Below are 20,482 nucleotides of genomic sequence, written 5' to 3'. Positions count from 1 at the left end.
GTCAGTGGCCGCGTTCTCAGTCGACGACCCCGAAGAGGCGGTCGCCGGCATCGCCGAGGCCCGGCACGATGTAGCCCTTCTCGTCGAGCTTCTCGTCGATCGCGGCGGTGACCACGGTGAGGTCGATCGCGGGGTCCAGCTGCTCCTCGAGCGCCTTCAGCCCCTCCGGCGCGCACAGCAGGGTCACGCAGGTGATGTCCTTCGCGCCGCGCTCGTGGAGGTACTCGCAGGAGGCGATGAGGGTGTGGCCGGTGGCGAGCATCGGGTCCAGCACGAAGCACTGACGGCCCGAGAGGTCCTCGGGCAGACGGTTCGCGTAGGTGGTGACCTCGAGGGTCTCGTCGTTGCGGACCATGCCCAGGAAGCCCACCTCGGCGGTGGGCAGCAGGCGGGTGAGGCCGTCCAGCATGCCCAGGCCCGCGCGGAGGATCGGCACGACCATCGGCTTGGGGTTGGTCAGGCGGGTGCCGGTCATCGTGGTCACCGGCGTCTCGATCTCCACCGGTGCGACGGCGACGTTGCGGGTCGCCTCGTAGGCCAGCAGGGTCACCAGCTCGTCCGCGAGCTGGCGGAACACCGAGGAATGGGTGGCGCGATTGCGCAGCACCGACAGCTTGTGGGCGACGAGGGGGTGGTCGATCTCCAGAACGCGCATGGGAGGGAATCTACCGGAGCGCATCCCGGGCCGTCGCCCGTCGGACCGAGGGGAGAGGATGGTCTCCCGGACCGCGACCGCCGCGGAACCATCCTGCGTGCAGGAGACCAGCCATGACCCGCTACCGCTTCTTCACCGCGACCTCGCTCGACGGCTTCCTCGCCGACGAGCACGACAGCCTCGACTGGCTCCTCTTCCAGCCCACCGGGGAGGAGAGCATCCTCCCCTACGACGACTTCATCGCCGAGGTCGGCGCGATCGTCACCGGCCGCACCACCTACGACTGGGTGCTCGAGCACGACGGCGACGTGGAGGGCGCCTGGGTCTTCACCCAGCCCACCTTCCTGTTCACCCACCGCGCCGTGGAGCAGCGGGAGGGCGTCACCGCGGTCTCCGGGCCGCCGGCCGAGCAGCGCGGCGCGATAGAGGTGGCCGCGGACGGGAAGGACGTGTGGATCGTCGGCGGCGGCGACCTGGCGGCGGAGTTCGCGCGCGCCGGGATGCTCGACGAGGTCTGCGTCTCCATCGCTCCGGTGACCCTCGGCACGGGCAGGCCTCTGATGGGAGGTCGCTTCGACCTCGAGCTGCGCGAGCTCGGCCGCAGCGGCGCCTTCCTCGAGGCGCGCTACGAGGTGGTGGGGGAGCGGCGCTGACGGGGCAGGCGGGACAATGGCCCCATGACCGCACCCCTGGACGACAGTGCGCCGCGCGACGACGAGCTGATGGTGCTCGCGCTCGCCGAGGCCCGTGCCGCCGCCGAGCGCGAGCCCGCCGACGTGCCCATCGGCGCCGTCGTCCTCGGGGCCGACGGCGAGGTCCTCGCCACCGCCGGTAACCGGCGCGAGGCCGACGAGGACCCCACCGCCCATGCCGAGATCCTCGCCCTGCGCGCCGCGGCACGCGCGACCGGGCGCTGGAACCTCACCGGCGCCACCCTCGTCGTCACCCTCGAGCCGTGCACCATGTGCGCGGGCGCGATCGTGCTCTCCCGTGTGCAGCGGGTGGTCGTCGGGGCGATGGATCCGAAGGCGGGTGCCGCCGGCTCCCTCTACGACCTGGTGCGCGAGCCGCGGCTGAACCACCGCGTCGAGCTCACCACCGGGGTGCGCGGGCAGGAGTGCGGCGACCTGCTGCGCGACTTCTTCCGCGCCCGTCGGAAGCGCTGACGCCCCTGCGAGAGCGGATCCGCCGCAGACTGCATGTCGTCGCCACCTCGAGAGGTCCATCGTGCGAGATCGAGGGTCCGAACTCCGAGACGGCCGTCTAGAGTGTCCTCGCGGGCCCGCTCGCACCGTCCCGCCCCGATCGATCCCGCACGCCCGCCGGTCGCCGCCGCCCGACCCGGGACCAGGAGCACGCATGCACACCGCCTCTTCCGCCGCCCCGCCCGGCGCCGTCGCCGCCGAGGACGTCTCGAAGGTCTTCTTCTCCGGCACCGACCCCGTCTGGGCGCTCGAGGACTTCTCCCTGACCCTCGAGCCCGGCTCCTTCACCTGCATCGTCGGCCCCTCCGGCTGCGGGAAGTCCACTTTCCTGCGCATCCTCGGCGGGCTCGAGGAGCGCACCGTCGGCTCCGTGACGATGCCGGACGAGGGCCACCGGATCCCCGCCGCCTTCGTGTTCCAGGAGCACGGCGTCTTCCCCTGGATGACGGTGCGGGAGAACGTCGCCTTCGGCCTGCGGATGACCGGCACCGGCACGGCCGAGCGCCGACGCATCGCCGACGACTGGCTCGCCCGGGTGCGCCTGACCGACTTCGCAGGCTCCTACCCCCATCAGCTCTCCGGCGGCATGCGCCAGCGCGTCGCGATCGCCCGCGCCTTCGCGACCGGCTCCCCGGTGCTGCTCATGGACGAGCCGCTCGGCGCGCTCGACGCCCAGACCCGCATGCTCATGCAGGAGGAGCTCATCGCCCTGTGGGAGGCCGAGCGCAAGACCGTCCTCATGGTCACCCACGACATCGACGAGGCGATCGTCCTCTCCGACCGCGTGATCGTGATGTCCGGCCGTCCCGGCACCCTCCGCGAGGACATCACCGTCCCCTTCGACCGTCCGCGCTCCTTCGAGATCGAGCGCGACCCCGAGTACGCGGCGCTGCGCTCGCGCATCTGGAACCTGCTGCGCGAGGACGCGCGCACCGCCGAGGAGACCGCATGAGCACCGCACCCGTCGCCCGCACCACGACGACGGACGACCGCGAGCACCGCACCCTCGTCGCCGCCCGGGAGCAGCGCGCCCGCGACCGGCGCCTGGCCACCCGTGACCTGGTCCTCTCGATCGCGACGCCGATCCTGCTGCTGGTGCTGTGGGAGCTGTGCGCCCGCGTGGAGATCATCGACCCGCGCTTCTTCCCGCCGCCCACCCGCATCGTCGCCGCCGGCGGGGAGATGCTGATGAGCGGCGAGCTGTGGCAGCACACCGCGCCCACCCTGATGCGACTCGCCGTCGGCGGCGGCCTCGGCGCGCTCACCGGGATCGTCGTCGGCCTGCTGATGGGCTCCTCCCGCGCGCTGAACGCCGCGCTCGGCCCGCTGTTCTCCGCGCTCTACCCGCTGCCGAAGATCGCGATCTTCCCGATCCTGCTGATGATCTTCGGGCCCACCGAGCTGCCGAAGATCATCGCCGTGTTCATCACGACGTTCTTCATCATGCAGATCAACACCGTCTCCGGCGTGTGGGCGATCGACCGCAAGCTGCTCGAGGCCGGCGCCGCCTACGGCGCCACAGGCCTCTCCCGCTTCCGCCACGTGATCCTGCCCGGGGCGATGCCCTTCGTGTTCTCCGGGCTGAAGACCGCCACCGGCACCGCCGTCGTGGTGGTCACCGCCGTCGAGTTCACCGGCGCGACCACCACCGGGCTCGGCTACCTGATCTGGAACTCCTGGCAGCTGTTCATCCCGGAGAAGCTCTACGTGGGCCTGGTCGTCATCGGACTGATCGGCGCCCTGGTCACCACGGTCCTGAGCCGCTCCGAGAAGCTGCTGCTGCCCTGGCGCCGCGAGCGCTGACCCCCACCTCCCACCCACCACCTGCACCCCCAGGAGCACCGATGCGACGACGCACCCTTCTCTCCCTCACCGCCGCCACCGCCCTCGGCGGCGCCCTGACCGCCTGCGGCTCCGCCGTCACCGGCGAGGACTCCTCCGGCGGCTCGGGCGGCGCCGCCGGCACCGTGCGCGTGGGCCACCTGCCCTCGGCGCTGTTCGCGCCGCTGTACGTCGCCGACGCGATGGGCTACTTCGAGGAGGAGGGCGTCACCCTCGAGCTCACCCCGCTGAAGTCCGGCCAGGACGGCGTGCCGATGCTGTCCAACGACCAGCTCGACGTGATGGTCGCCGGATTCAGCGCCGGGATGTTCAACGCCCTCGAGCAGGGCGTGGCCTTCAAGGTCGTCGGCTCCATGGGCATCTCCCCGGGCGACCCGGAGAACTCGCCCACCGCGCTCGAGGTGCGCCAGGACCTCCTGGACGACGGCACCGTCAGCGAGATCGCGGACCTCAAGGGGCGCACCATCGGGGTGGCCGGCGGGCCCGGCGCGACCGGCGGCTACCTGCTCGCGGCGATGCTCGAGGAGGGCGGGCTGACCCTGAACGACGTGGAGATCTCCAACCTCGCCACCCCCGACCAGGAGCCGGCGCTCACCAACGGCTCCGTCGACGCGGCGACCCCGTCGGCCCCCTTCTCCTCCTCGATCGAGGAGGCCGGGATCGCCTCCCCGCTCGCGGTCCCCGCCAAGGGCACCACCGGCACGGGCGTGATGTACTCCGAGACCTTCGTCGGCGCCGAGCAGGCGCAGGGCTTCTTCACCGCGCTCGCCAAGGGCGCCCAGGAGCTCTCGGCCGACGGGAAGCAGACCGACGAGGTCTACCAGATCCTCGCCGACACCCTCGGCCAGGACATCGAGGTGCTGAAGGCCTCCCCGATGTACACCTACCTCCCCGACCTCGCCCCGCAGGCCGATCAGCTCGAGGCCATGCAGGCCGTGTGGATCGACGCCGAGCAGATCACCTACACGGAGCCGCTGGACATCGCCGGCATCGTCGACGCGAGCTTCGCGGAGAACACGGCGGGCTGAGTCGCCTCCGCGGGCCTCAGATCCAGCCCTGGCGCCGCGCGATCGCGGCGGCCTCGTGCCGGTTCGCGGCCTGCAGCTTCGCCTGGGCGCTGGAGAGGTAGTTGCGCACGGTCCCCGGGGCCAGATGGGCGCGGCGAGCGATCTGTTCGACCGGGGCGCCGTCGGCCGCGAACTCGAGCACGTCCGCCTCGCGCGGAGTGAGCGGGGAGTCGCCCGAGGAGATCGTCTCCGCGGCGAGCTCGGGGTCGATCGCGCGGCGCCCCGCGGCGACGGCCCGGACCGCACGCGCGAGCTGCTCCGCCGAGGTCGTCTTCGGCAGGAAGCCCAGCACGCCCTGGGCGAGGGCGCGCTTGAGATAGCCGGGCCGCGCATGCGAGGTGAGGATCAGGCAGCGGGTCGCGGGGGAGGCCTCCGCGATCTGTTCGCACAGCTCGAGCCCGTCGCCGTCGGGCAGCTGCAGGTCCACCACGGCGATGTCCGGCGTGGTCTCGGCGATCAGCCGCGCGCCCTCGGCGACCGTCCCGGCCTCGCCGAGCACCTCGAGGTCCTCCTCGAGGGACAGCATCGTCGCGAGCGCCGAGCGGATCAGGTGCTCGTCGTCGACGAGCACCACGCGCAGCGGGCGAGCAGGGGCATCGGTCATCGGGATCCTCCGGTCGGGGTGAAGCGGACGTCGAGGGTGAAGGTGCCGTCCTCGCGGCGAACCTCCAGGGTCGCCTCGTCCTCGAGGCGCTCCCGCATCCCGGTCAGCCCGCTGCCCTCCCGGATCTCGGCCTCCTCGGGCGCGCCGTCGTTGACCATCGTGACGCCGTCCGCGCGGAGGGTGATCTCCACGGCCGACGGGTCGGCATGGCGCAGGATGTTCGTCCCGCCCTCTCGCAGCACCCAGGCGGCGGTGCCGGCCCGGGCCGCGGGGACGTCCTCGGCCGCGCCGTGGACCGTGACCTCCACGTGCGCGGACCGCAGAAGGGATGCAGTGCCCTGCAGCTCGGTCGCGAGATCCGCCTCGCGGTAGCCGCGCACGAGCGAGCGGATCTCGGCGAGCGAGGTGCGGGCGATCTGCGCCGCCTCCCGGCCGTGCTCCGCGGCGCGGGGGTCGCCGCGCTCGGCCAGCTGCGCCACCAGCTCGGTCTTCACGGCGATCACGGAGAGGTCGCGACCGGTGACGTCGTGCAGGTCGCGGGCGAAGCGCAGCCGCTCCTCGGCGACGGCGAGCTGGGCCTGCGCCTCGCGGGCGTCGTCGAGCTCGCGCACCATCGCCGCCAGCCACAGGGAGATCCGCACCGTGAGCACCACGGCGAGCAGCAGCGCGCCGGTGGGGAAGGCGACGGGGGCGGAGAGCCCGAACGCCATCGCGATCACCGTCGTCGCGACCGCCACCGCCGCCCCGATCTGCCAGCGCCATCGCAGGAGCGCTGCGGCGGCGAGCAGCGTGAGCGAGGCGACGAGCACGGGGGCCGCGGAGAGGCCGAGCAGCTGCAGCAGCACGATGGCGGCTGACGGCACCGCGGTGGCGAGCAGCGAGCGGTCCGCCGGGATGCTGCCCACCTGCGGGAGGTCCCAGCGGTCCCGCGCCTCGGGCAGCGCGGCCGCCGACCACAGTGCGAGCGCCCGGTGCCCGGACCAGGCGCCGACCACCATCTGCACGATCAGCACCGCGGTCGCCGCCGGGGCCTCGGCCAGCAGCGCGGGCACCGGGGTGCCGAACGCGAGCAGGACGCCCAGCGGGAAGATCGCCTGGATGAGCACGACCGACCACGCCGTGTAGGCGTAGAACACGCTCCACTGGCGTGCGGTGCGGGTCTCCACAGCGGTCCTCCCCTCGGCGCGGGAACGGTCGACGAGCTGGGGCGAAGCGTATCCGCTCAGCCGATCGCGGCGAGGAACAGGCCGCCGAAGGCGCCGAAGACGATGCCCCACAGGACGATCGAGACGCCCATCCAGAGGTAGACCCGGCCGCGCGCGGCGCCGAGCGCGATCAGTGCAGGGCCGGAGATCTGCGAGGCGACCACGAACGGCCCCAGCAGGCACACCCCGGGCACTCCGTACTTCTCCATCGCCGCGGCGACCTTGGCTCGGAAGCGGGAGGGGCTGGGCTCCTCGACGGAGCGGCCCCCGTGCTTCCGACGACCCTGGGCGATCGCGTCCCGGGTGCGGCCGGCCAGCGCGATCACCACGAAGGTCGCCACCAGATTCCCCAGCACCGCTGCGGGGATCGCGAGGGCCGGGTGGATGCCGAGGGTGGTGCCCAGGAAGGAGCCGAGATAGCTCTCGATGAAGGGGACCGCACCGGCGGGGACGAGCGCGAGCACCTGCTGCCACGGCTCGAGGCCGGAGACGAGGTCGTGGAGCTGGACGAGGAGGTCCTGGAACATGGGTGGGGTCCTTCCGGGTGGATGATGGTTCCAGCCTCCCCGTGCACGGCGCTGTGCGGCAGGGCGCGGTGTCATCGACCGGGATGCGTCTGTCACGGCCCGCCCATGACAGATGTCAGACCGCACGGCGTGACCGCGTCCACATGGGGACCTGCAGGTCTGTGACGTTTGTTGCGGCAGATGAACGCGTGCTCGGCGTGCGGGGCGCTCGATGCTTGAATTCCGGGGTGATCACTCTCGACGCTCTGCGCAAGGTCTTCCCCGCACCCGGCGGCGGAGACCCCGTCGTCGCGCTCGACGGGATCGACCTCCACCTCGAGCCGGGCCGCATCCACGGGATCGTCGGTCGCTCCGGGGCGGGCAAGTCCACGCTCATCCGCTGCCTGACCGGGCTGGAGAAGCCCACCTCGGGCCGGGTCGAGATCGACGGCACCGACATCGCCGCGCTCGAGGGCGCCCAGCTGCGCGCCGCCCGGCGGAACATCGGGATGGTCTTCCAGCACGCGAACCTGCTGGACTCCCGCACCGCCGCCCAGAACATCGCCCACCCGCTCGAGATCGCCGGGGTGCCCCGCGCCGAGCGCGAGCGCCGCGTCGCCGAGCTGGTCGAGCTCGTGGGGCTCACCGGCCGCGAGCACAACCACCCCGCGCAGCTCTCGGGCGGGCAGATCCAGCGCGTCGGCATCGCCCGCGGCCTCGCCGCCGAGCCGAAGGTGCTGCTGTGCGACGAGCCGACCAGCGCCCTGGACGGCACCACCACCCGGCAGATCCTGCGCCTGCTCGCGGATCTCCGCGAGCGCCTCGGCATCACGGTGGTGATCATCACCCACGAGATGGGCGTGGTGCGCGAGGTGTGCGACACCGTCACCCTGCTCCAGGACGGGCGGATCACCCAGAGCGGCGACCTGCTCGAGGTCGCCGCCGATCCGCACGGCCCCCTCAGCGCCGAGCTGATCCCGCTGCCGCCGGCTCCTACCGGCATCCAGGCGCTGGTCGTGAACTGCGACTACGGCGACTCCGAGCGCTTCCGCACCACAGATGACCTGATCCGTCTGGCCGAGACGTACGAGGCCGAGGCGACCCTCGTCGCCGGCACCATCGAGACCATCGGCGGCCGCCAAGTGGGGCGGGTCCAGCTCGCCCTGCGCAACCGTTCCGGACAGCCGATCTCCCGCCAGGGGCTCGATGACTTCCTCGCCGAGCTCGAGAGCGCCGGCGTCGTCGCGAAGGAGGTGACCGCATGATGGAGTGGCTCGACAACCCCGTCTTCACCACCTGGGACTCGAACACGTCCTTGTGGTCCAACACTCTGATCACCCTGTACATGACCGTGGGGACCATGCTGTTCTCCACCCTGATCGGGGTGCCGCTGGGCCTGCTGCTCTTCGAGACCTCCGGCGCCCGCGGCGGTCTCGCCCGCTGGGTGAACCGCGTCGTCGGCTTCGTCGTGAACGTCGGGCGGTCCTTCCCGTTCATCATCCTGATCATCGCGCTGATCCCCGTCACCCGCTTCATCGTGGGCCGCGTGACCGGGCCGAACGCCGCGATGTTCGCGCTCGCGATCTCCGCGATCCCGTTCCTCGCCCGTCTCATCGAGATCAACCTGCGCGAGATCTCCGCCGGGAAGGTCGAGGCGGTGCAGATGATGGGCGCCACCCGCTGGCAGATCATCCGACAGGTCCTGCTGCCGGAGGCGCTGCCCGGCATCATCGGCTCGCTGACCACCACCACGATCGCCGTCATCGGCTACACCGCCATGGCCGGCACCGTGGGCGGCAAGGGCCTGGGCGACCTCGCGATCCGCAACGGCTACCAGAGCTACGACAACGTGGTCATGGTCGCGACCGTGGTCGTGCTGGTGGTCATCGTGATCGCCGTCCAGGCGCTCGGCTCCGCCCTCTCCCGCGCCGTCGACCACCGCGCCGCGGCCCGCTGACCTGCTTCATCCCACCCTCGTCGAGAAGGACATCCCCATGACCCACATCTCCCGCCGCACCACTCTGCTCGCCTCCGGCGCGGGCCTCGCCGCGCTCGCCCTCGCCGCCTGCGGCGCCGGCGGCACCGAGGGACCGACGGAGGAGAACGGCGTGACCACGATCCGCATCGGCGCCTCCCCGGCCCCGCACGCCCAGATCCTCACCTTCGTGAAGGACAACCTCGCCGAGGGCGCGGGCCTCGCGCTCGAGATCAGCGAGTACACCGACTACCAGCTGCCCAACCAGGCGCTGAACGACGGCGACCTCGACGCGAACTTCTACCAGACCCCCGCCTTCCTCGAGGGGCAGATGTCGGAGAAGGGCTACGACTTCCACGCCTTCGAGGGCGTCCACGTCGAGCCGCTCGGCGTCTACTCCGAGACCCTCACCTCGCTCGACGAGCTGAAGGACGGGGACGAGGTCGCGATCGCGAACGACCCCACCAACCGCGGCCGCGGCCTGGACCTGCTCGCCGCCAACGGCGTGATCACCCTCGCCGACGGCGTCGCCCCCACCTCGGCCACCACCGGCGACATCGCCGAGAACCCGAAGAACCTGCAGTTCACCGAGCTCGAGGCCGCGCAGATCCCGCGCTCCCTCGCCGATTTCGCGGTCGCCGTCGTCAACGGCAACTACGCGCTCGAGGCGGGCCTGAACCCCTCCGAGGAGGCCATCGTCATCGAGGAGGGCGAGGGCAACCCGAACGCGAACATGATGGTGGTGCGCACCGCCGACGCGGAGAACGAGGCCCTCGTGAAGCTCGACGGGCTGCTCCACAGCGACGAGGTGCGCGCCTTCATCGAGGAGACCTACACCGACGGCTCGGTCATCCCCGCCTTCTGAGCAGTCCGGCTGAGCAGCCTGGGGCGATGAGCCCCGACCAGCACCAGCGTCCCCTGTCCGGCCGCAAGGCCCTCATCACGGGAGCGAGTCGAGGGATCGGCGCCGATATCGCCCGCGCCTGCGCGGCGGCCGGCGCCGATCTGGTGCTCACCGCCCGCGACGGCGCCGTCCTGGCTGCGCCCGCCGAGCGTCCGATCGGGGCCCGTCAGAGCAGCTCCGTCGCCCCCAGCTGATCCAGCAGCCAGGCCAGCTCGTCGGCCCGCTGCTCCCACTTGCGGTAGCGGCCCGAGCGGCCGCCGTGCCCGGCGACCATCTCGCAGTGGAACACGATCGGGCGCTCGGCCTGGTCGGAGGTGACCGTCTCGCGCAGGCGGGCCACCCACTTCGCGGGCTCGACGAAGAACACGCGGGTGTCGTTCAACGAGGTCGAGGCGAAGATCGCCGGGTACTCCACCGCCTGCACGTTCTCGTAGGGCGTGTATTCCTTCATGTACTCGTACACGGACGGGTCGTGCAGCGGGTCGCCCCACTCCTCCCACTCACCGACGGTCAGCGGCAGCGAGGGATCCAGGATCGTGGTCAGCGCGTCCACGAAGGGCACCCCGGCGATGATCGCCCGGAACCGCTCCGGGGCGAGGTTCGCGACCGCGCCCATCAGCAGCCCGCCCGCGCTGCGGCCCTCGGCCCCGAGCCGGGCCGGGTCCACGAGGCCGCTCGCGCCGAGGTGCTCCGCCGCGGCGACGAAGTCGCTGAAGGAGTTCTTCTTCTCCAGCAGCTTGCCGTGGTCGTACCAGTCGCGGCCCATCTCGCCGCCGCCGCGCACGTGCGCGATCGCGATGACCACCCCGCGGTCCAGGAGCGAGAGCCGTGTCGGCACGAAGGACGGGTCGACCGAGACCTCGTAGGAGCCGTAGCCGTACAGATACCCGGGCGCGGTCCCATCGGCCGCGACCTCCTTCCGCGCGACGACGGAGAGCGGGATCGCGGTCCCGTCGGCCGCCGTCGCCCACTCCCGACGCTCCACGTACAGCGAGGGGTCGTAGCGCGGCACCGGGGTGACGCGCAGGATCTCGGTCGCACCGGTGGCGACCTCCCGCTCGGCGACGGTGGGCGGGGTGAGCAGGCTGGTGAGCTCGTAGCGCACCGCCTGCTGGTCCCAGTTCGGGTTCGCGTCGAGCTCGACGGTGTCCAGCTCCCCGCCGTGGGTGAGGTCCTCCGCCTGATCGAGCCGCAGCGACCCGTCGGCCGCCCGCGGGATGATCCGCACCGAGGCGAGCCCGCCGGCGCGCAGCTCGAGCGCGACGAAGCCCGCGAACGACTCCACCGCCAGCAGCCGCTCGCCCTCGCCGGCGGCCAGCAGCTCCTCCCACTGCTCCGGGGCCGCCAGCGGTGCCTGCGCGAGCGCGAAGCCGGTGTGTCTGTCGTTGTGCACCACCAGCAGGCGGTCCCCGGCGTGCTCGACCGCGTAGTCCACGCCGTCGCGCCGCCCGCCCGCGGGAACGGGCGCGGACTCGGGCGCGGCGAGGTCCAGCAGCCACGCCTCCGCCGTCGTGGTGGAGGCGGACTGGATGACGAGGGTCGTCTCGTCGCGGGAGCGCTCGAAGCCGATCATGAACCGCTCGTCGCCCTCCTCGAGCACGAGCACGTCCTCGGCCGGATCGGCGCCGATCCGATGGCGCCAGACCTGGTGCTGCCGCCAGGCGTCGTCGACCCGCGCGTAGAACAGCCACTGCTGATCGGTGGAGAACGCGATGCCGTAGCCGGTGCCGGTCACGGACTCGTCGAGCACCTCGCCGGCGGAGAGGTCCAGGACCCGCAGCGTGAACCGCTCGTCCCCGGCGGTGTCCACCGCATAGGCGAGCAGGTTGTGGTCGGGGGAGAGGGTCAGCCCGCCGAGGGAGTAGAACTCGTGCCCCGCGGCCTCGGCCTGGGCGTCCAGCAGCACCTGCTCGCCCGCGAGCATCACCCCGGGCTCGACCTGCGGCATCGCGCCCGTGTCGGCCACGCGGGTGAACCTCGGGTAGTCGTCTCCGGCGGTGGTGCGGGTGATGTACCACCAGTCCCCGCGACGCACCGGCACCGACAGGTCCGTCTCCTGCGTGTGGCCGACGAACTCCTCGACCAGGCGCTGCCGCAGCGCGCCGAGGTGCGCGGTGCGGGCGTCGGCGTAGGCGTTCTCCGACTCGAGGTGCGCGATGACCTCGGGATCGGTCTTGTCGCGCATCCACTCGTACGGATCCACCACGACATCGCCGTGGTGGATCCGCTCGGTGGGGCGTCGCTCGGGGGAGGGGGCGTCCGGGTGCTGGCTCGTCATCCCTCGAGACTAGTCATCCTTCGAGGTCGGCGGCGCCCAGCTGGTCCAGGAGCCAGGCGACTCCCTCGACGCGGAGGTCCTCGCCGCCCTCCAGGGAGTCCGCGACCCGCAGCAGGACCGGCCGCTCGGCAGGATCGGTCGTCACCCGCTCTCGCAGCCGCGCCACCCAGATCGCGGCGCAGGCCGGCGGGATGTCCGTGCCCTCGAGCGCGGTGAACGCGTAGACGGCGGGGTACTCGGTCTCGCGGATGTTCTCCGCCGGGCTGCAGGCGCGCAGGGTCCTGTAGGCGGTCTCGTCCTCGGCCGGATCCCCGAACTCGGTCCACTCCTCGAGGGTGAGCATCACCTCCGGGGCCAGCAGCGTCTCCAGCGGGTCCACCAGCGGGGTCTCCGCCAGCACGGCCCGGAACAGCTCCGGCGCCCGGTTCGCGGCCGCGCCGACGACCATCGCACCCGCCCCGGTGGCCACGGCGCCGATCCGGTCCGGAGCCGCCCACCCGGAGGCGACCAGATGATCCGCGCAGGCGACGAGGTCGTCCACCGAGTGCACCCGGCGCTGGCGACGGCCGTCGTGGTGCCACTGCGGCCCGAGCTCGCCGCCGCCGCGCACGTGCGCGACGGCCACGACGACGCCGCGGTCCGCCAGCGCGAGCACCTCGGGCTGCAGCAGCGGGTCGAGGCACTGGCCGAACACGCCGTGGCCGTGCAGCAGCACCGGGGCGGTGCCGTCGGCGACCACGTCGGCCCGGGCGATCACCGAGATCGGGACGCGGGTGCGGTCGGGCGAGGTCGCCCACAGCCGCTTCTCGACGTACCGCGAGGCGTCGAGGCCGGGCACCTCGACGCGCTGCAGCACGAACGGGTCGCCGCCGTCGAGGGACGCGCCGATCATCGTCGGCGGGGTGAGGAAGCTGTCCACCCTGCAGCGGATCGAGCGCTGCTCCCAGTCGGGGGTGTGCTCCAGGCGCACCGCATCCAGCGGTCCGCCGGTGACGATCTCCCGCACGGCGCCGACGTCGAGGGAGCCGTCGGACCGGCGCGGGATCATCCGCACCGCCGGCAGGGCGCCGACGCGCAGCTGCAGCGCGACGAAGCCGGCGAAGGCCTCCACGGACTCGAAGCTCTCGCCCTCCTGCGCGTGCAGCAGGGGGGTCGCGCCCTCGGGCAGCGTCCCCGGCCCGAGCGGCGCCTCGGCGAGCACGCAGCGATGGGTGACGGGGTCCGCGTGCAGCAGCAGCAGCCGGTCGCCGGCATGCTCCACGACCGTGGAGCTGCCGGCCAGGCGGTCGGTGACCTGGACGGGCGTCGCCGTCGGTGCGGCGAGGTCCAGCGTCCACACCTCGGCGGCGACCGGCGAGGTCGAGCGGATCATCAGGGCGGACCCGTCCCGGGAGCGGCTCAGGGTGAGCTCGGACCAGTGGTCGGGCTCCTCGAGCAGCACCGGGTCCGTGGAGGGGGCGCTGCCCAGCACGTGGCGGCGCACCTCGGCGCGGCGCCCGAGATCGTCCAGACGGGTGTGGAGCAGCGCGGTCGAGTCCGCCGAGAACACGGCATCCGGCCCCGCGCCGTGCACGGAGTCGTCCACGACCACGCCGGTCTCGGTGTCGGTGACCACGAGGCGGCAGCCGGCCGCGGCGGCCTCGGCCCGGGCGAGCAGGCGGTGGTCGGGGGAGAGGGCGATGCCCAGCACCCTCCGGCAGTCCTCCACCAGCACGCTCTCGCCGGGCAGCAGCTGCCCGGGGACGGGGACGGGGACGCCGGCCGGGCCGCGCACGGCCTCGCAGTCGCGGACGCGGGAGAAGGTGACGCCGTCCAGCGGGTGGGTGCGGTCGATGTACCACCAGCCGTCCAGCAGCACCGGCACCGACAGCTCCTGCGGGACCTCGTCCGCGAGGGTCTCCGCGAGGCGGGCACGCAGCGGCGCGAGCGCGGAGGTGGCGCGGTCGGTGTGCGCGTTCTCGGCGGCGAGGTGCTGGCGCACCTCGGCGGTGCGGATGCTGCGCAGCCAGCGGAAGGGCAGCTCGGCGGCGTCGCCGAAGAGGATGCGCTGGACGGGGCGGGGTTCGGGGCGGGGGGCGAGGAGGGTCTCCGCGGCGTGCAGCGGGGGGTGCGGGGCGGCGGGGACGAGGTGATCGGTCATCGGAGCGGTGTTCCTCTCGAGGTGGCCGGTGGGGGCGGATCCCGGTTCCGTGGCGTCTCGGCCGGACGGGTCACGGCGGGGCACTGCGGGTGATCAGCTCTCCGGAGTCGGGACCCGATCGAGGAGGTCGGCGGAGACGGCGCCGCCGTGATCGGGACGCCCGCGCGCACGGACTCGACCGCGGCGAGGGGGAACGTGGTGGAGAGCGGAGAGCGCCCGGTGCGCCGGCGTGCCGTTCATGGTGGGGACCCTCCCCTTTCTCGGAGCTGGTGCGACGGCCGCAGGGCCGTGCTGAAACGTCGTTCTGTGACATGCGCCATGGACGCTACCCTCAGTGTTTAACAGGTATGTGAAAAGTCCTGAAAATGAGCGCGCGCACCCTCGGCGGGGGATGATCGATGGAGTGCGGCTGGAGGAGGACCAGACGAGATGGCGACGGATGACCACGGGAGGTTCGCTCCTGAGCTGCGCGCGGCGATCAAGCGCAGCGGGCTGACCCTCACTGTGATCTCCCAGCGTCTGCGCGCGCGCAACCGTCCCGTGAGCGTCGCGACGCTCAGCAACTGGCAGTCGGGTCGGAGCCTGCCCAGCGGTGACCAGTCCCTCGGCGTCGTCGCCGCCCTGGAGGAGCTGCTCGGGCGGCCCCCGGACTCGCTCGCGGAACTCGTCGGCGGGCCGCGGCTGCGGGGCCGCGCGGTGCGGGAGATGAGCTTCGTCGGGCGGCCGTCCAGCCGCGAGGTCTTCCAGGAGGCGCTCGAGGAGCTCGGCTTCGCGAGCGCGCAGCAGTACGCGCACGAGCGCGTCATCCACCAGCTCGCGATCATCGACTCGACCCAGTCGGTGCAGCGCTTCGAGCACCGCATGACCGTGCGTGCGCTGGAGTCGGGGACCTGCCGGCTCCCGGCGGTGCACGTGCTGGGGCAGAACGAGCCCAACATCGCTCCCCGCTACACCGCGACCGAGGGCTGCACCATCGGGAGGCGCGTGGCCTGGCCCCGCCGCCGCGCCTACGGGGTCGAGTTCCTGCTCGACGGGCGCCTCGACGCGGGCCAGGTCGCCACCTTCGCCTACCGGGTCGAGATGCACGCCAGCGCCACCGACGTCACGGGCAGCATGTACTCCGTCCCCCGACCCGCGAACGACGTGCTGCTCGAGGTCGAGTTCCGCGGCCCGCGCCGCCCCCTGGACTGCGAGCGCTACCGGCGCACGGACGCCGGGGAGACGGTCTCCTCCCTGCGGCTCGACCACCGCGACCGCCTCCAGATCAGCGAGGCGCGCTTCGGGCCCGGCACCTTCGGCCTGCGCTGGTCCTGGGGCGCCGATGACGGCTTCGACGACGACTTCGACGACCTGTACTGACCGGGTGACCACGGCGTATCCTGAGGCGACAGCACGGTCGCACGGGGAGGTGCGGGACATGGAGCCGTCCGCTCGGAGCATCCTGGTGGGATATGACGACACCAGCGCCGCGATGGCCGCCGTGCGCTGGGCCGCCGAGCTCGCCCATGACACCGGCGCTGGGATCCGCCTCCTGCACGCCTGGACCTGGCCGCTGCTCGGACAGGGCCTCGCCGGCATCCCCGTGCTCGACCCCGCCGGTCCCCGCAACCAGGCCAGCCGCCTGCTGGACGACGCGGCCGAGCGCATCGCCGCCCGCCACCCCGACGTCCCGGTCACCGCCGAGCTCGTCGCCGGCATGCCGCGCGAGGTGCTGGAGGAGGCCTCCGCCGGTGCCGACCTGCTCGTGGTCGGGACCCGTGGGCTCGGCGCGGTGCTCGGGACGCTGCTGGGCTCCGTGAGCCGCGGGCTGCTCCACGACGCCGGCTGCCCCGTCGCGATCATCCGCTCGGACCAGCACCGAGCGGGCCCGGTGCTGGTCGCCTACGACGGCTCCGACACCGCCGGGGAGGCGGTCGACGTCGCCGCCGACCTCGCCGCGGCCTGGGGATCGACGCTGCGCGTGGTGCACGTGCGCACCGTCCCCCACGCTCCCTACGGCAGCGGCGGGGAGGCCTGGGAGGCGGGGAAGGGCACCCGTGTCGTGCTCGACGAGGGCGTGGCCCGGGCGCGCGCCCGTCAGGCGAGGGTCGAGGTGCAGTCGCGGATGCTCGACGCCCGCACCGCTGCGGAGGGGCTGCTGGACGCGGCGGCCGGTGCGCGGATGCTGGTCCTCGGCCACCGCGGGCTGAGTCGGGGCCGCTTCGGCTCGACCGCCCATGCGACGGTGCTGCACGCCACCGGCAACGTCACCGTGGTCCGCCACGCCTCCGAGGGCTGGGCGGCGGCGGCGCACGAGGACGTGACGTGACTCGCGTCCGACGCTCACCGGTTTGAACGCAGGGTGTCCGTGCGGTTATTCTGCTCGACGGTAGCGTGTCCGAGCGGCCGAAGGTGCATCACTCGAAATGATGTGTGGTTCATAGCCACCGCGGGTTCAAATCCCGCCGCTACCGCCCCTGACCTGGAGTTTGCTCCCGGTCGACGAAGGCCCCCGCCGATCCGGCGGGGGCCTTCGTGCGTGCGGCGGGCGGGGGCGATCAGCTCTCCTGGAACTCCTCGTCGAGGTTCGTCTCGAGCAGCGCCGCGAGGGCGTCCAGCGACTCCTCGGCGCCCTCGCCCTCGGCGCGCAGCGTGACCTCGTCGTCGAAGGCGACGTCGAGGGTGAGGAGCATGAGGATGCTCGAGGCCTTCACAGGGCCGGCGTCCGCGGTCTCGATGGTGACGGCGGCAGGCTGCTCGGACGCGGCCTGCGAGAAGAGGGCCGCCGGGCGGGCATGGAGGCCGCTCGCGCTCGCGACCTTCACGGTTCGTGCTGACATCTGGCAGGCCTTTCTCGACATGGTCGCCCCAGGGTAGCGCCGCGGAGTGCCCTCGCGGGCGTTCATCCGGTGTTGCCGCGCCGTTCACAGAGGTTTCCGACAGGTGGAGATCCCCCTTACATCCGTCCGAGAAGTGCGTTCGGGGTCGTCGGCGGGCGCTACGGTGGTGCGGGCCGTCAGGGGTGACGGAGCGGCGACGCGCTCGGGGGAGCCGCGTCCCGGGCCGTCTCAGCGGAACGGCCCCACGACCCCGGGGGAGTCGTAGCCCGACATCCCCGGGGGCAGGGCCTCTGCACCGGAGGGTCCGAGCGCCGCCCGGCCCGCCTCCGTCAGCGCGAACCAGCCGATCATGTCCGGGCCGGGCGTGCGTCCGCCGATCGCCTGCCAGGTGGTTCCCACGTGCTCCACCACCTCTGCGACCGGCATCGTCCACGGCCGGAAGCGGCCCTCCACCACGAAGCCCGCGGCCAGCTCGCCGCGCACCAGCATCCTCGCCAGCAGCACCGGTCCGCGCCGTGCGAACTCCTCGTCCTCGAGCGCGCCGGAGGCGGAGATCTCCTCGACCACGTCCCCGGGATGCAGGGCCCGCCGCCGGGCCAGGCCCAGCAGGCGGCGCTCGATGCCCGAGGGGGAGGAGGCCGCATGTGCGGCGAGCGCCGCCTCGGTCGCATGGACGGGTGCCCCGGCCGGCTCCGCGCGGATCCCGCCCTCCTCGTCCGCGACGACGAGCGCGCCCCGCGGGCCCTCGAGCCGCCACGGCGCCGCGGTGCGGAGCGCTGTGGGGCCTTGCGTGCTCCGGAGGGCCAGGCGCACCGCGCCGTCCTCCTGCAGCTGCGCGTCGAGGACCTGCGCGCCGAGGACGCGCGGATCCCGCAGGCCGACGGCCGGGTCGGTCCCGGGGGCGACGCCGCGTTCGAGGTCGTGCGCTCCCTCGAGCAGCTGGGCCCGGGAGGAGAGCACGCTGCCGCGGGCGGTCACGGTCCAGGTGCCGCGGGCGGCGACCCGGGTGTGCACGATCGTCTGCCCGATCAGGTCCGCGAGAGGGGCGGGGAGCCCGTGGGCCCGTCGGCCGTCGGGGCCGGGAGATCCGGCCAGGCCGGACAGGAAGGCGCGCATGCACCCATCCTGCCGCACGCTCCGGCCGCCGCGCGGCTCGCCGGTCGGTGCCCGGGTGCTGGACTACGATGACGCAATGACCTCATCGACGCCGTCCGGCGAACGCGCCCCGGATCCCCGTCCCGCCCGCACCCGCGCCGCGATCTTCGCCGCCGCCCGCGAGCTGAGCGCGGGCGACGGCGAGGTCACCGTCAACGCCCTGGCCAAGCGCGCCGGCGTCAGCCGCGCGGCGTTCTACAGCCACTTCACCGGGCTCGACGACCTGATGGGCGCGATGCTCCAGGAGATGTTCGATGCCGCCTGGGAGCGGGGACGCACCAACGGCGCCGCCGGCTACACGATCGTGCAGCACGTGCAGCACGGCTACGCGATGATGGCCGCCTACATCGAGCGGCACCATGCCTTCCTCCGTGGCGCGCTGGACTGGAAGTCCAGCCACCGTACCTACATGATCCTCACCGGGGCGATGGCCGCGCTGCACGTCGAGGCGCTCAAGCGCATGCCCGACAGGCTCCCGCCCCGTCCCGGCATCGAGGCACTCGCCCTCACCATCGTCGGCGGGGAGCTCGTCCACGCCGAGCAGTGGCTCGTCGCCACCGAGGAGGCGGCGAGGGCCGGGGAGGCGCTGGATGCGACCGAGCTGCTCGAGGTCATGCTCGCGTCCGCGCCGTCCTGGTACGTCGGCCTCGGGCCCGACGAGCCGATCCCGGCCGCGGAGCTGCTGTCCTCGACCCGCACCTACGGCGAGGACGCGGCCGACCAGCACTGAGCGCCACCCAGGGGCGGGCTCAGCAGGTCGCGACGAGACGCAGCAGCACCCGCGCGCCGAAGCGCACCGCGTCCACCGGCACCCGCTCGTCCACGCCGTGGAACAGCGGGGCGAAGTCGAGGTCCGAGGGCAGCTGCAGCGGCGCGAAGCCGTAGCCGGCGATGCCGAGCAGGCTGAGCGGCTTGTTGTCGGTGCCGGCGCTGAGGCAGTAGGGCAGCACCTTCGAGCCCGGGTCCTCCGCCTGCACGGCCGCGGTCATCGCGTCCACCAGCGGGGACTCGCGCGGGGAGTCGACGGAGACGCCGATGTGGTCCACGACCACCTCGACGTGCTCACCGGCCAGCTCGTCCAGCAGGGCCAGCAGCTCCTCCTGGTGCCCGGGCAGGAAGCGGCAGTCGAAGCCGGCCTCCGCGGTCTGGGGGATGACGTTGACCTTGTACCCGCTCTCGAGCATCGTCAGGTTCGCCGAGTCGCGCAGGGTCCCGGCGACGAAGTGGCGGGCCCCGCCGGTCAGGGGCAGGAAGCGGTCGATGTCCTGCTCGTCCCAGCCCTGCCCGGTGATCTCGGTGATCCCGTCGAACAGCGCGCGGACGCTGGCGATGTACTCGATCGGGAACTCGTGCTCGTCGATCGCGGTGATCGCGCGGGCCAGGCGCACGATGGCGTTCTCGTCGTTGGGGACCGAGCCGTGCCCGGCGCGGCCGGTGGCGCGCAGCCGCCCCCAGGCCAGGCCCTTCTCGGCGGTCTGGACGAGATAGGCGCGCACGTCCTCGCCGGTGGACTCCTCGGGCAGGGTGATCGAGTAGCCGCCCACCTCGCTGATCGCCTCGGTCATGCCGTCGAACAGCTCGGGGTGGTTCTCCACCAGCCACTGGGCGCCCCAGACGCTCGCATTCTCCTCATCGGCGAAGAAGACGAACATGAGGTCGCGCGGCGGGGCCTGCCCGCTGCGGGCCAGGTGACGGGCGACGGCCAGGATCATCCCGACCATGTCCTTCATGTCCACGGCGCCGCGGCCGTAGATCATGCCGTCGATGATCTCGGCGCCGAAGGGGTCCACCGACCAGTCCTCGGCGCGAGCCGGGACCACGTCGAGGTGGCCGTGGAGGATCAGGCCGCCGCGCTCGCGGTCCTCGCCCGGCACGGTCACCAGCACGCTGGGACGGCCGGGGTGCGACTCGACCACCTGCGGCTCGAGGCCCACCTCGCACAGCCGCTCGACGACGTACTCCGCCGCCTCGGTCTCGCCCTTCCCCCAGGTCTCGGGGTCGTTCCCGCCGAAGTTCGTGGTGTCGATCCGGATGAGCTCGCGGGTGAAGCGCACGGCCTCGTCCTGCAGCAGGGCGAGCTCGTCGGCGGTGGGGGCGGCGATCGGCATACCGGGTCCTCCTCGGGGT

Annotated in this window: 21 protein-coding genes and 1 tRNA gene; 13 read left to right on the top strand and 9 right to left on the bottom strand. The window is 72.9% G+C overall.

The genetic code is table 11. From position 1 onward, the window contains the following. Window positions 1–16 precede the first annotated feature (16 nt). The gene (upp, locus tag DEU31_RS10940) at window positions 17–655 is read right to left on the bottom strand and encodes a uracil phosphoribosyltransferase (RefSeq protein ID WP_010550798.1); all 639 of its coding nucleotides are present in this window, start codon (window positions 653–655) and stop codon (window positions 17–19) included. Between the two features lie 113 nt (window positions 656–768). On the opposite strand from upp, the gene DEU31_RS10935 reads away from it, so the two are divergent. The 5 genes from DEU31_RS10935 to DEU31_RS10915 all read left to right on the top strand — a co-directional run bounded on the left by DEU31_RS10935 (window position 769) and on the right by DEU31_RS10915 (window position 4,730). Beyond that, window positions 769–1,308 (top strand): dihydrofolate reductase family protein, encoded by a 540-nt coding sequence (locus DEU31_RS10935; RefSeq protein WP_133677132.1) that lies wholly within the window; start codon window positions 769–771, stop codon window positions 1,306–1,308. Between the two features lie 24 nt (window positions 1,309–1,332). Then, on the top strand, window positions 1,333–1,821 hold the full coding sequence (tadA, locus tag DEU31_RS10930; RefSeq protein ID WP_133677131.1) for a tRNA adenosine(34) deaminase TadA: 489 nt from the start codon (window positions 1,333–1,335) through the stop codon (window positions 1,819–1,821). 193 nt (window positions 1,822–2,014) lie between these two features. Next, the gene (locus tag DEU31_RS10925) at window positions 2,015–2,812 is read left to right on the top strand and encodes an ABC transporter ATP-binding protein (RefSeq protein ID WP_133677130.1); all 798 of its coding nucleotides are present in this window, start codon (window positions 2,015–2,017) and stop codon (window positions 2,810–2,812) included. Further along, window positions 2,809–3,663: an ABC transporter permease gene (locus tag DEU31_RS10920; protein WP_133677129.1), complete on the top strand. Its 855-nt coding sequence runs from the start codon at window positions 2,809–2,811 to the stop codon at window positions 3,661–3,663. Before DEU31_RS10925 ends, DEU31_RS10920 begins: the two co-directional genes overlap by 4 nt. A gap of 41 nt (window positions 3,664–3,704) precedes the next feature. Then, complete coding sequence (locus DEU31_RS10915) at window positions 3,705–4,730, top strand: ABC transporter substrate-binding protein (RefSeq protein WP_133677128.1); 1,026 nt, start codon at window positions 3,705–3,707, stop codon at window positions 4,728–4,730. Between the two features lie 16 nt (window positions 4,731–4,746). On the opposite strand, the gene DEU31_RS10910 is transcribed toward DEU31_RS10915, so the two are convergent. From DEU31_RS10910 to DEU31_RS10900, 3 genes are read right to left on the bottom strand one after another with little or no spacing between them, the layout of a single operon-like run. Continuing rightward, window positions 4,747–5,373: a response regulator transcription factor gene (locus DEU31_RS10910; protein ID WP_010550792.1), complete on the bottom strand. Its 627-nt coding sequence runs from the start codon at window positions 5,371–5,373 to the stop codon at window positions 4,747–4,749. Further along, a complete protein-coding gene (locus DEU31_RS10905) occupies window positions 5,370–6,539 on the bottom strand; it encodes a histidine kinase (RefSeq protein ID WP_133677127.1) in 1,170 nt (389 codons plus the stop codon). The genes DEU31_RS10910 and DEU31_RS10905 overlap by 4 nt, the downstream gene beginning before the upstream one ends. 56 nt (window positions 6,540–6,595) lie before the next feature. Then, the gene (locus DEU31_RS10900; RefSeq protein ID WP_133677126.1) at window positions 6,596–7,105 is read right to left on the bottom strand and encodes a hypothetical protein; all 510 of its coding nucleotides are present in this window, start codon (window positions 7,103–7,105) and stop codon (window positions 6,596–6,598) included. A gap of 227 nt (window positions 7,106–7,332) precedes the next feature. On the opposite strand from DEU31_RS10900, the gene DEU31_RS10895 reads away from it, so the two are divergent. From DEU31_RS10895 to DEU31_RS10880, 4 genes are read left to right on the top strand one after another with little or no spacing between them, the layout of a single operon-like run. Next, window positions 7,333–8,349 (top strand): methionine ABC transporter ATP-binding protein, encoded by a 1,017-nt coding sequence (locus DEU31_RS10895; RefSeq protein ID WP_166649475.1) that lies wholly within the window; start codon window positions 7,333–7,335, stop codon window positions 8,347–8,349. Beyond that, window positions 8,346–9,041 carry a methionine ABC transporter permease gene (locus DEU31_RS10890; RefSeq protein ID WP_133677124.1) on the top strand — a complete coding sequence of 232 codons (696 nt, stop codon included), beginning with the start codon at window positions 8,346–8,348 and terminating at the stop codon, window positions 9,039–9,041. Before DEU31_RS10895 ends, DEU31_RS10890 begins: the two co-directional genes overlap by 4 nt. A gap of 37 nt (window positions 9,042–9,078) precedes the next feature. After that, window positions 9,079–9,924 (top strand): MetQ/NlpA family ABC transporter substrate-binding protein, encoded by an 846-nt coding sequence (locus tag DEU31_RS10885; protein ID WP_133677123.1) that lies wholly within the window; start codon window positions 9,079–9,081, stop codon window positions 9,922–9,924. A 26-nt stretch (window positions 9,925–9,950) separates the two neighbouring features. Then, entirely contained in the window at window positions 9,951–10,157 is a 207-nt protein-coding gene (locus tag DEU31_RS10880) for an SDR family NAD(P)-dependent oxidoreductase (protein WP_243733808.1), read from the top strand. On the opposite strand, the gene DEU31_RS10875 is transcribed toward DEU31_RS10880, so the two are convergent. Then, on the bottom strand, window positions 10,130–12,241 hold the full coding sequence (locus DEU31_RS10875) for a S9 family peptidase (RefSeq protein ID WP_133677122.1): 2,112 nt from the start codon (window positions 12,239–12,241) through the stop codon (window positions 10,130–10,132). The genes DEU31_RS10880 and DEU31_RS10875 overlap by 28 nt on opposite strands. A 13-nt stretch (window positions 12,242–12,254) precedes the next feature. Next, window positions 12,255–14,381 (bottom strand): prolyl oligopeptidase family serine peptidase, encoded by a 2,127-nt coding sequence (locus DEU31_RS10870; protein WP_133677121.1) that lies wholly within the window; start codon window positions 14,379–14,381, stop codon window positions 12,255–12,257. 429 nt (window positions 14,382–14,810) lie between these two features. On the opposite strand from DEU31_RS10870, the gene DEU31_RS10865 reads away from it, so the two are divergent. The 3 genes from DEU31_RS10865 (at window position 14,811) to DEU31_RS10855 (ending at window position 16,834) form a co-directional block, all read left to right on the top strand. Then, entirely contained in the window at window positions 14,811–15,740 is a 930-nt protein-coding gene (locus tag DEU31_RS10865) for a helix-turn-helix domain-containing protein (RefSeq protein WP_133677120.1), read from the top strand. 58 nt (window positions 15,741–15,798) lie between these two features. Then, window positions 15,799–16,689 (top strand): universal stress protein, encoded by an 891-nt coding sequence (locus tag DEU31_RS10860; protein ID WP_133677119.1) that lies wholly within the window; start codon window positions 15,799–15,801, stop codon window positions 16,687–16,689. A gap of 59 nt (window positions 16,690–16,748) precedes the next feature. Then, window positions 16,749–16,834 (top strand) — tRNA-Ser (locus DEU31_RS10855). An 84-nt stretch (window positions 16,835–16,918) separates the two neighbouring features. On the opposite strand, the gene DEU31_RS10850 is transcribed toward DEU31_RS10855, so the two are convergent. After that, complete coding sequence (locus DEU31_RS10850) at window positions 16,919–17,200, bottom strand: HPr family phosphocarrier protein (protein WP_029360494.1); 282 nt, start codon at window positions 17,198–17,200, stop codon at window positions 16,919–16,921. Window positions 17,201–17,428: 228 nt separating this feature from the next. Next, window positions 17,429–18,316, bottom strand: coding sequence for a hypothetical protein (locus tag DEU31_RS10845; protein WP_133677118.1), 888 nt, complete (start codon window positions 18,314–18,316; stop codon window positions 17,429–17,431). A gap of 76 nt (window positions 18,317–18,392) precedes the next feature. Here DEU31_RS10845 and DEU31_RS10840 point away from each other — a divergent pair, with 76 nt between their 5' ends. Next, a complete protein-coding gene (locus DEU31_RS10840) occupies window positions 18,393–19,085 on the top strand; it encodes a TetR/AcrR family transcriptional regulator (protein ID WP_133677117.1) in 693 nt (230 codons plus the stop codon). A gap of 19 nt (window positions 19,086–19,104) precedes the next feature. On the opposite strand, the gene DEU31_RS10835 is transcribed toward DEU31_RS10840, so the two are convergent. Beyond that, window positions 19,105–20,463, bottom strand: a complete 1,359-nt coding sequence (locus DEU31_RS10835) for a M20/M25/M40 family metallo-hydrolase (RefSeq protein ID WP_133677116.1) — start codon at window positions 20,461–20,463, stop codon at window positions 19,105–19,107. Between the last annotated feature and the right edge of the window lie 19 nt (window positions 20,464–20,482).

The sequence above is a fragment of the Brachybacterium sp. AG952 genome, assembly GCF_004362645.1.
Taxonomy (GTDB): domain Bacteria; phylum Actinomycetota; class Actinomycetes; order Actinomycetales; family Dermabacteraceae; genus Brachybacterium; species Brachybacterium conglomeratum.
The sequence above is the reverse complement of the archived record's forward strand: the minus strand, read 5'-3'. Positions and strand labels throughout refer to the sequence as shown.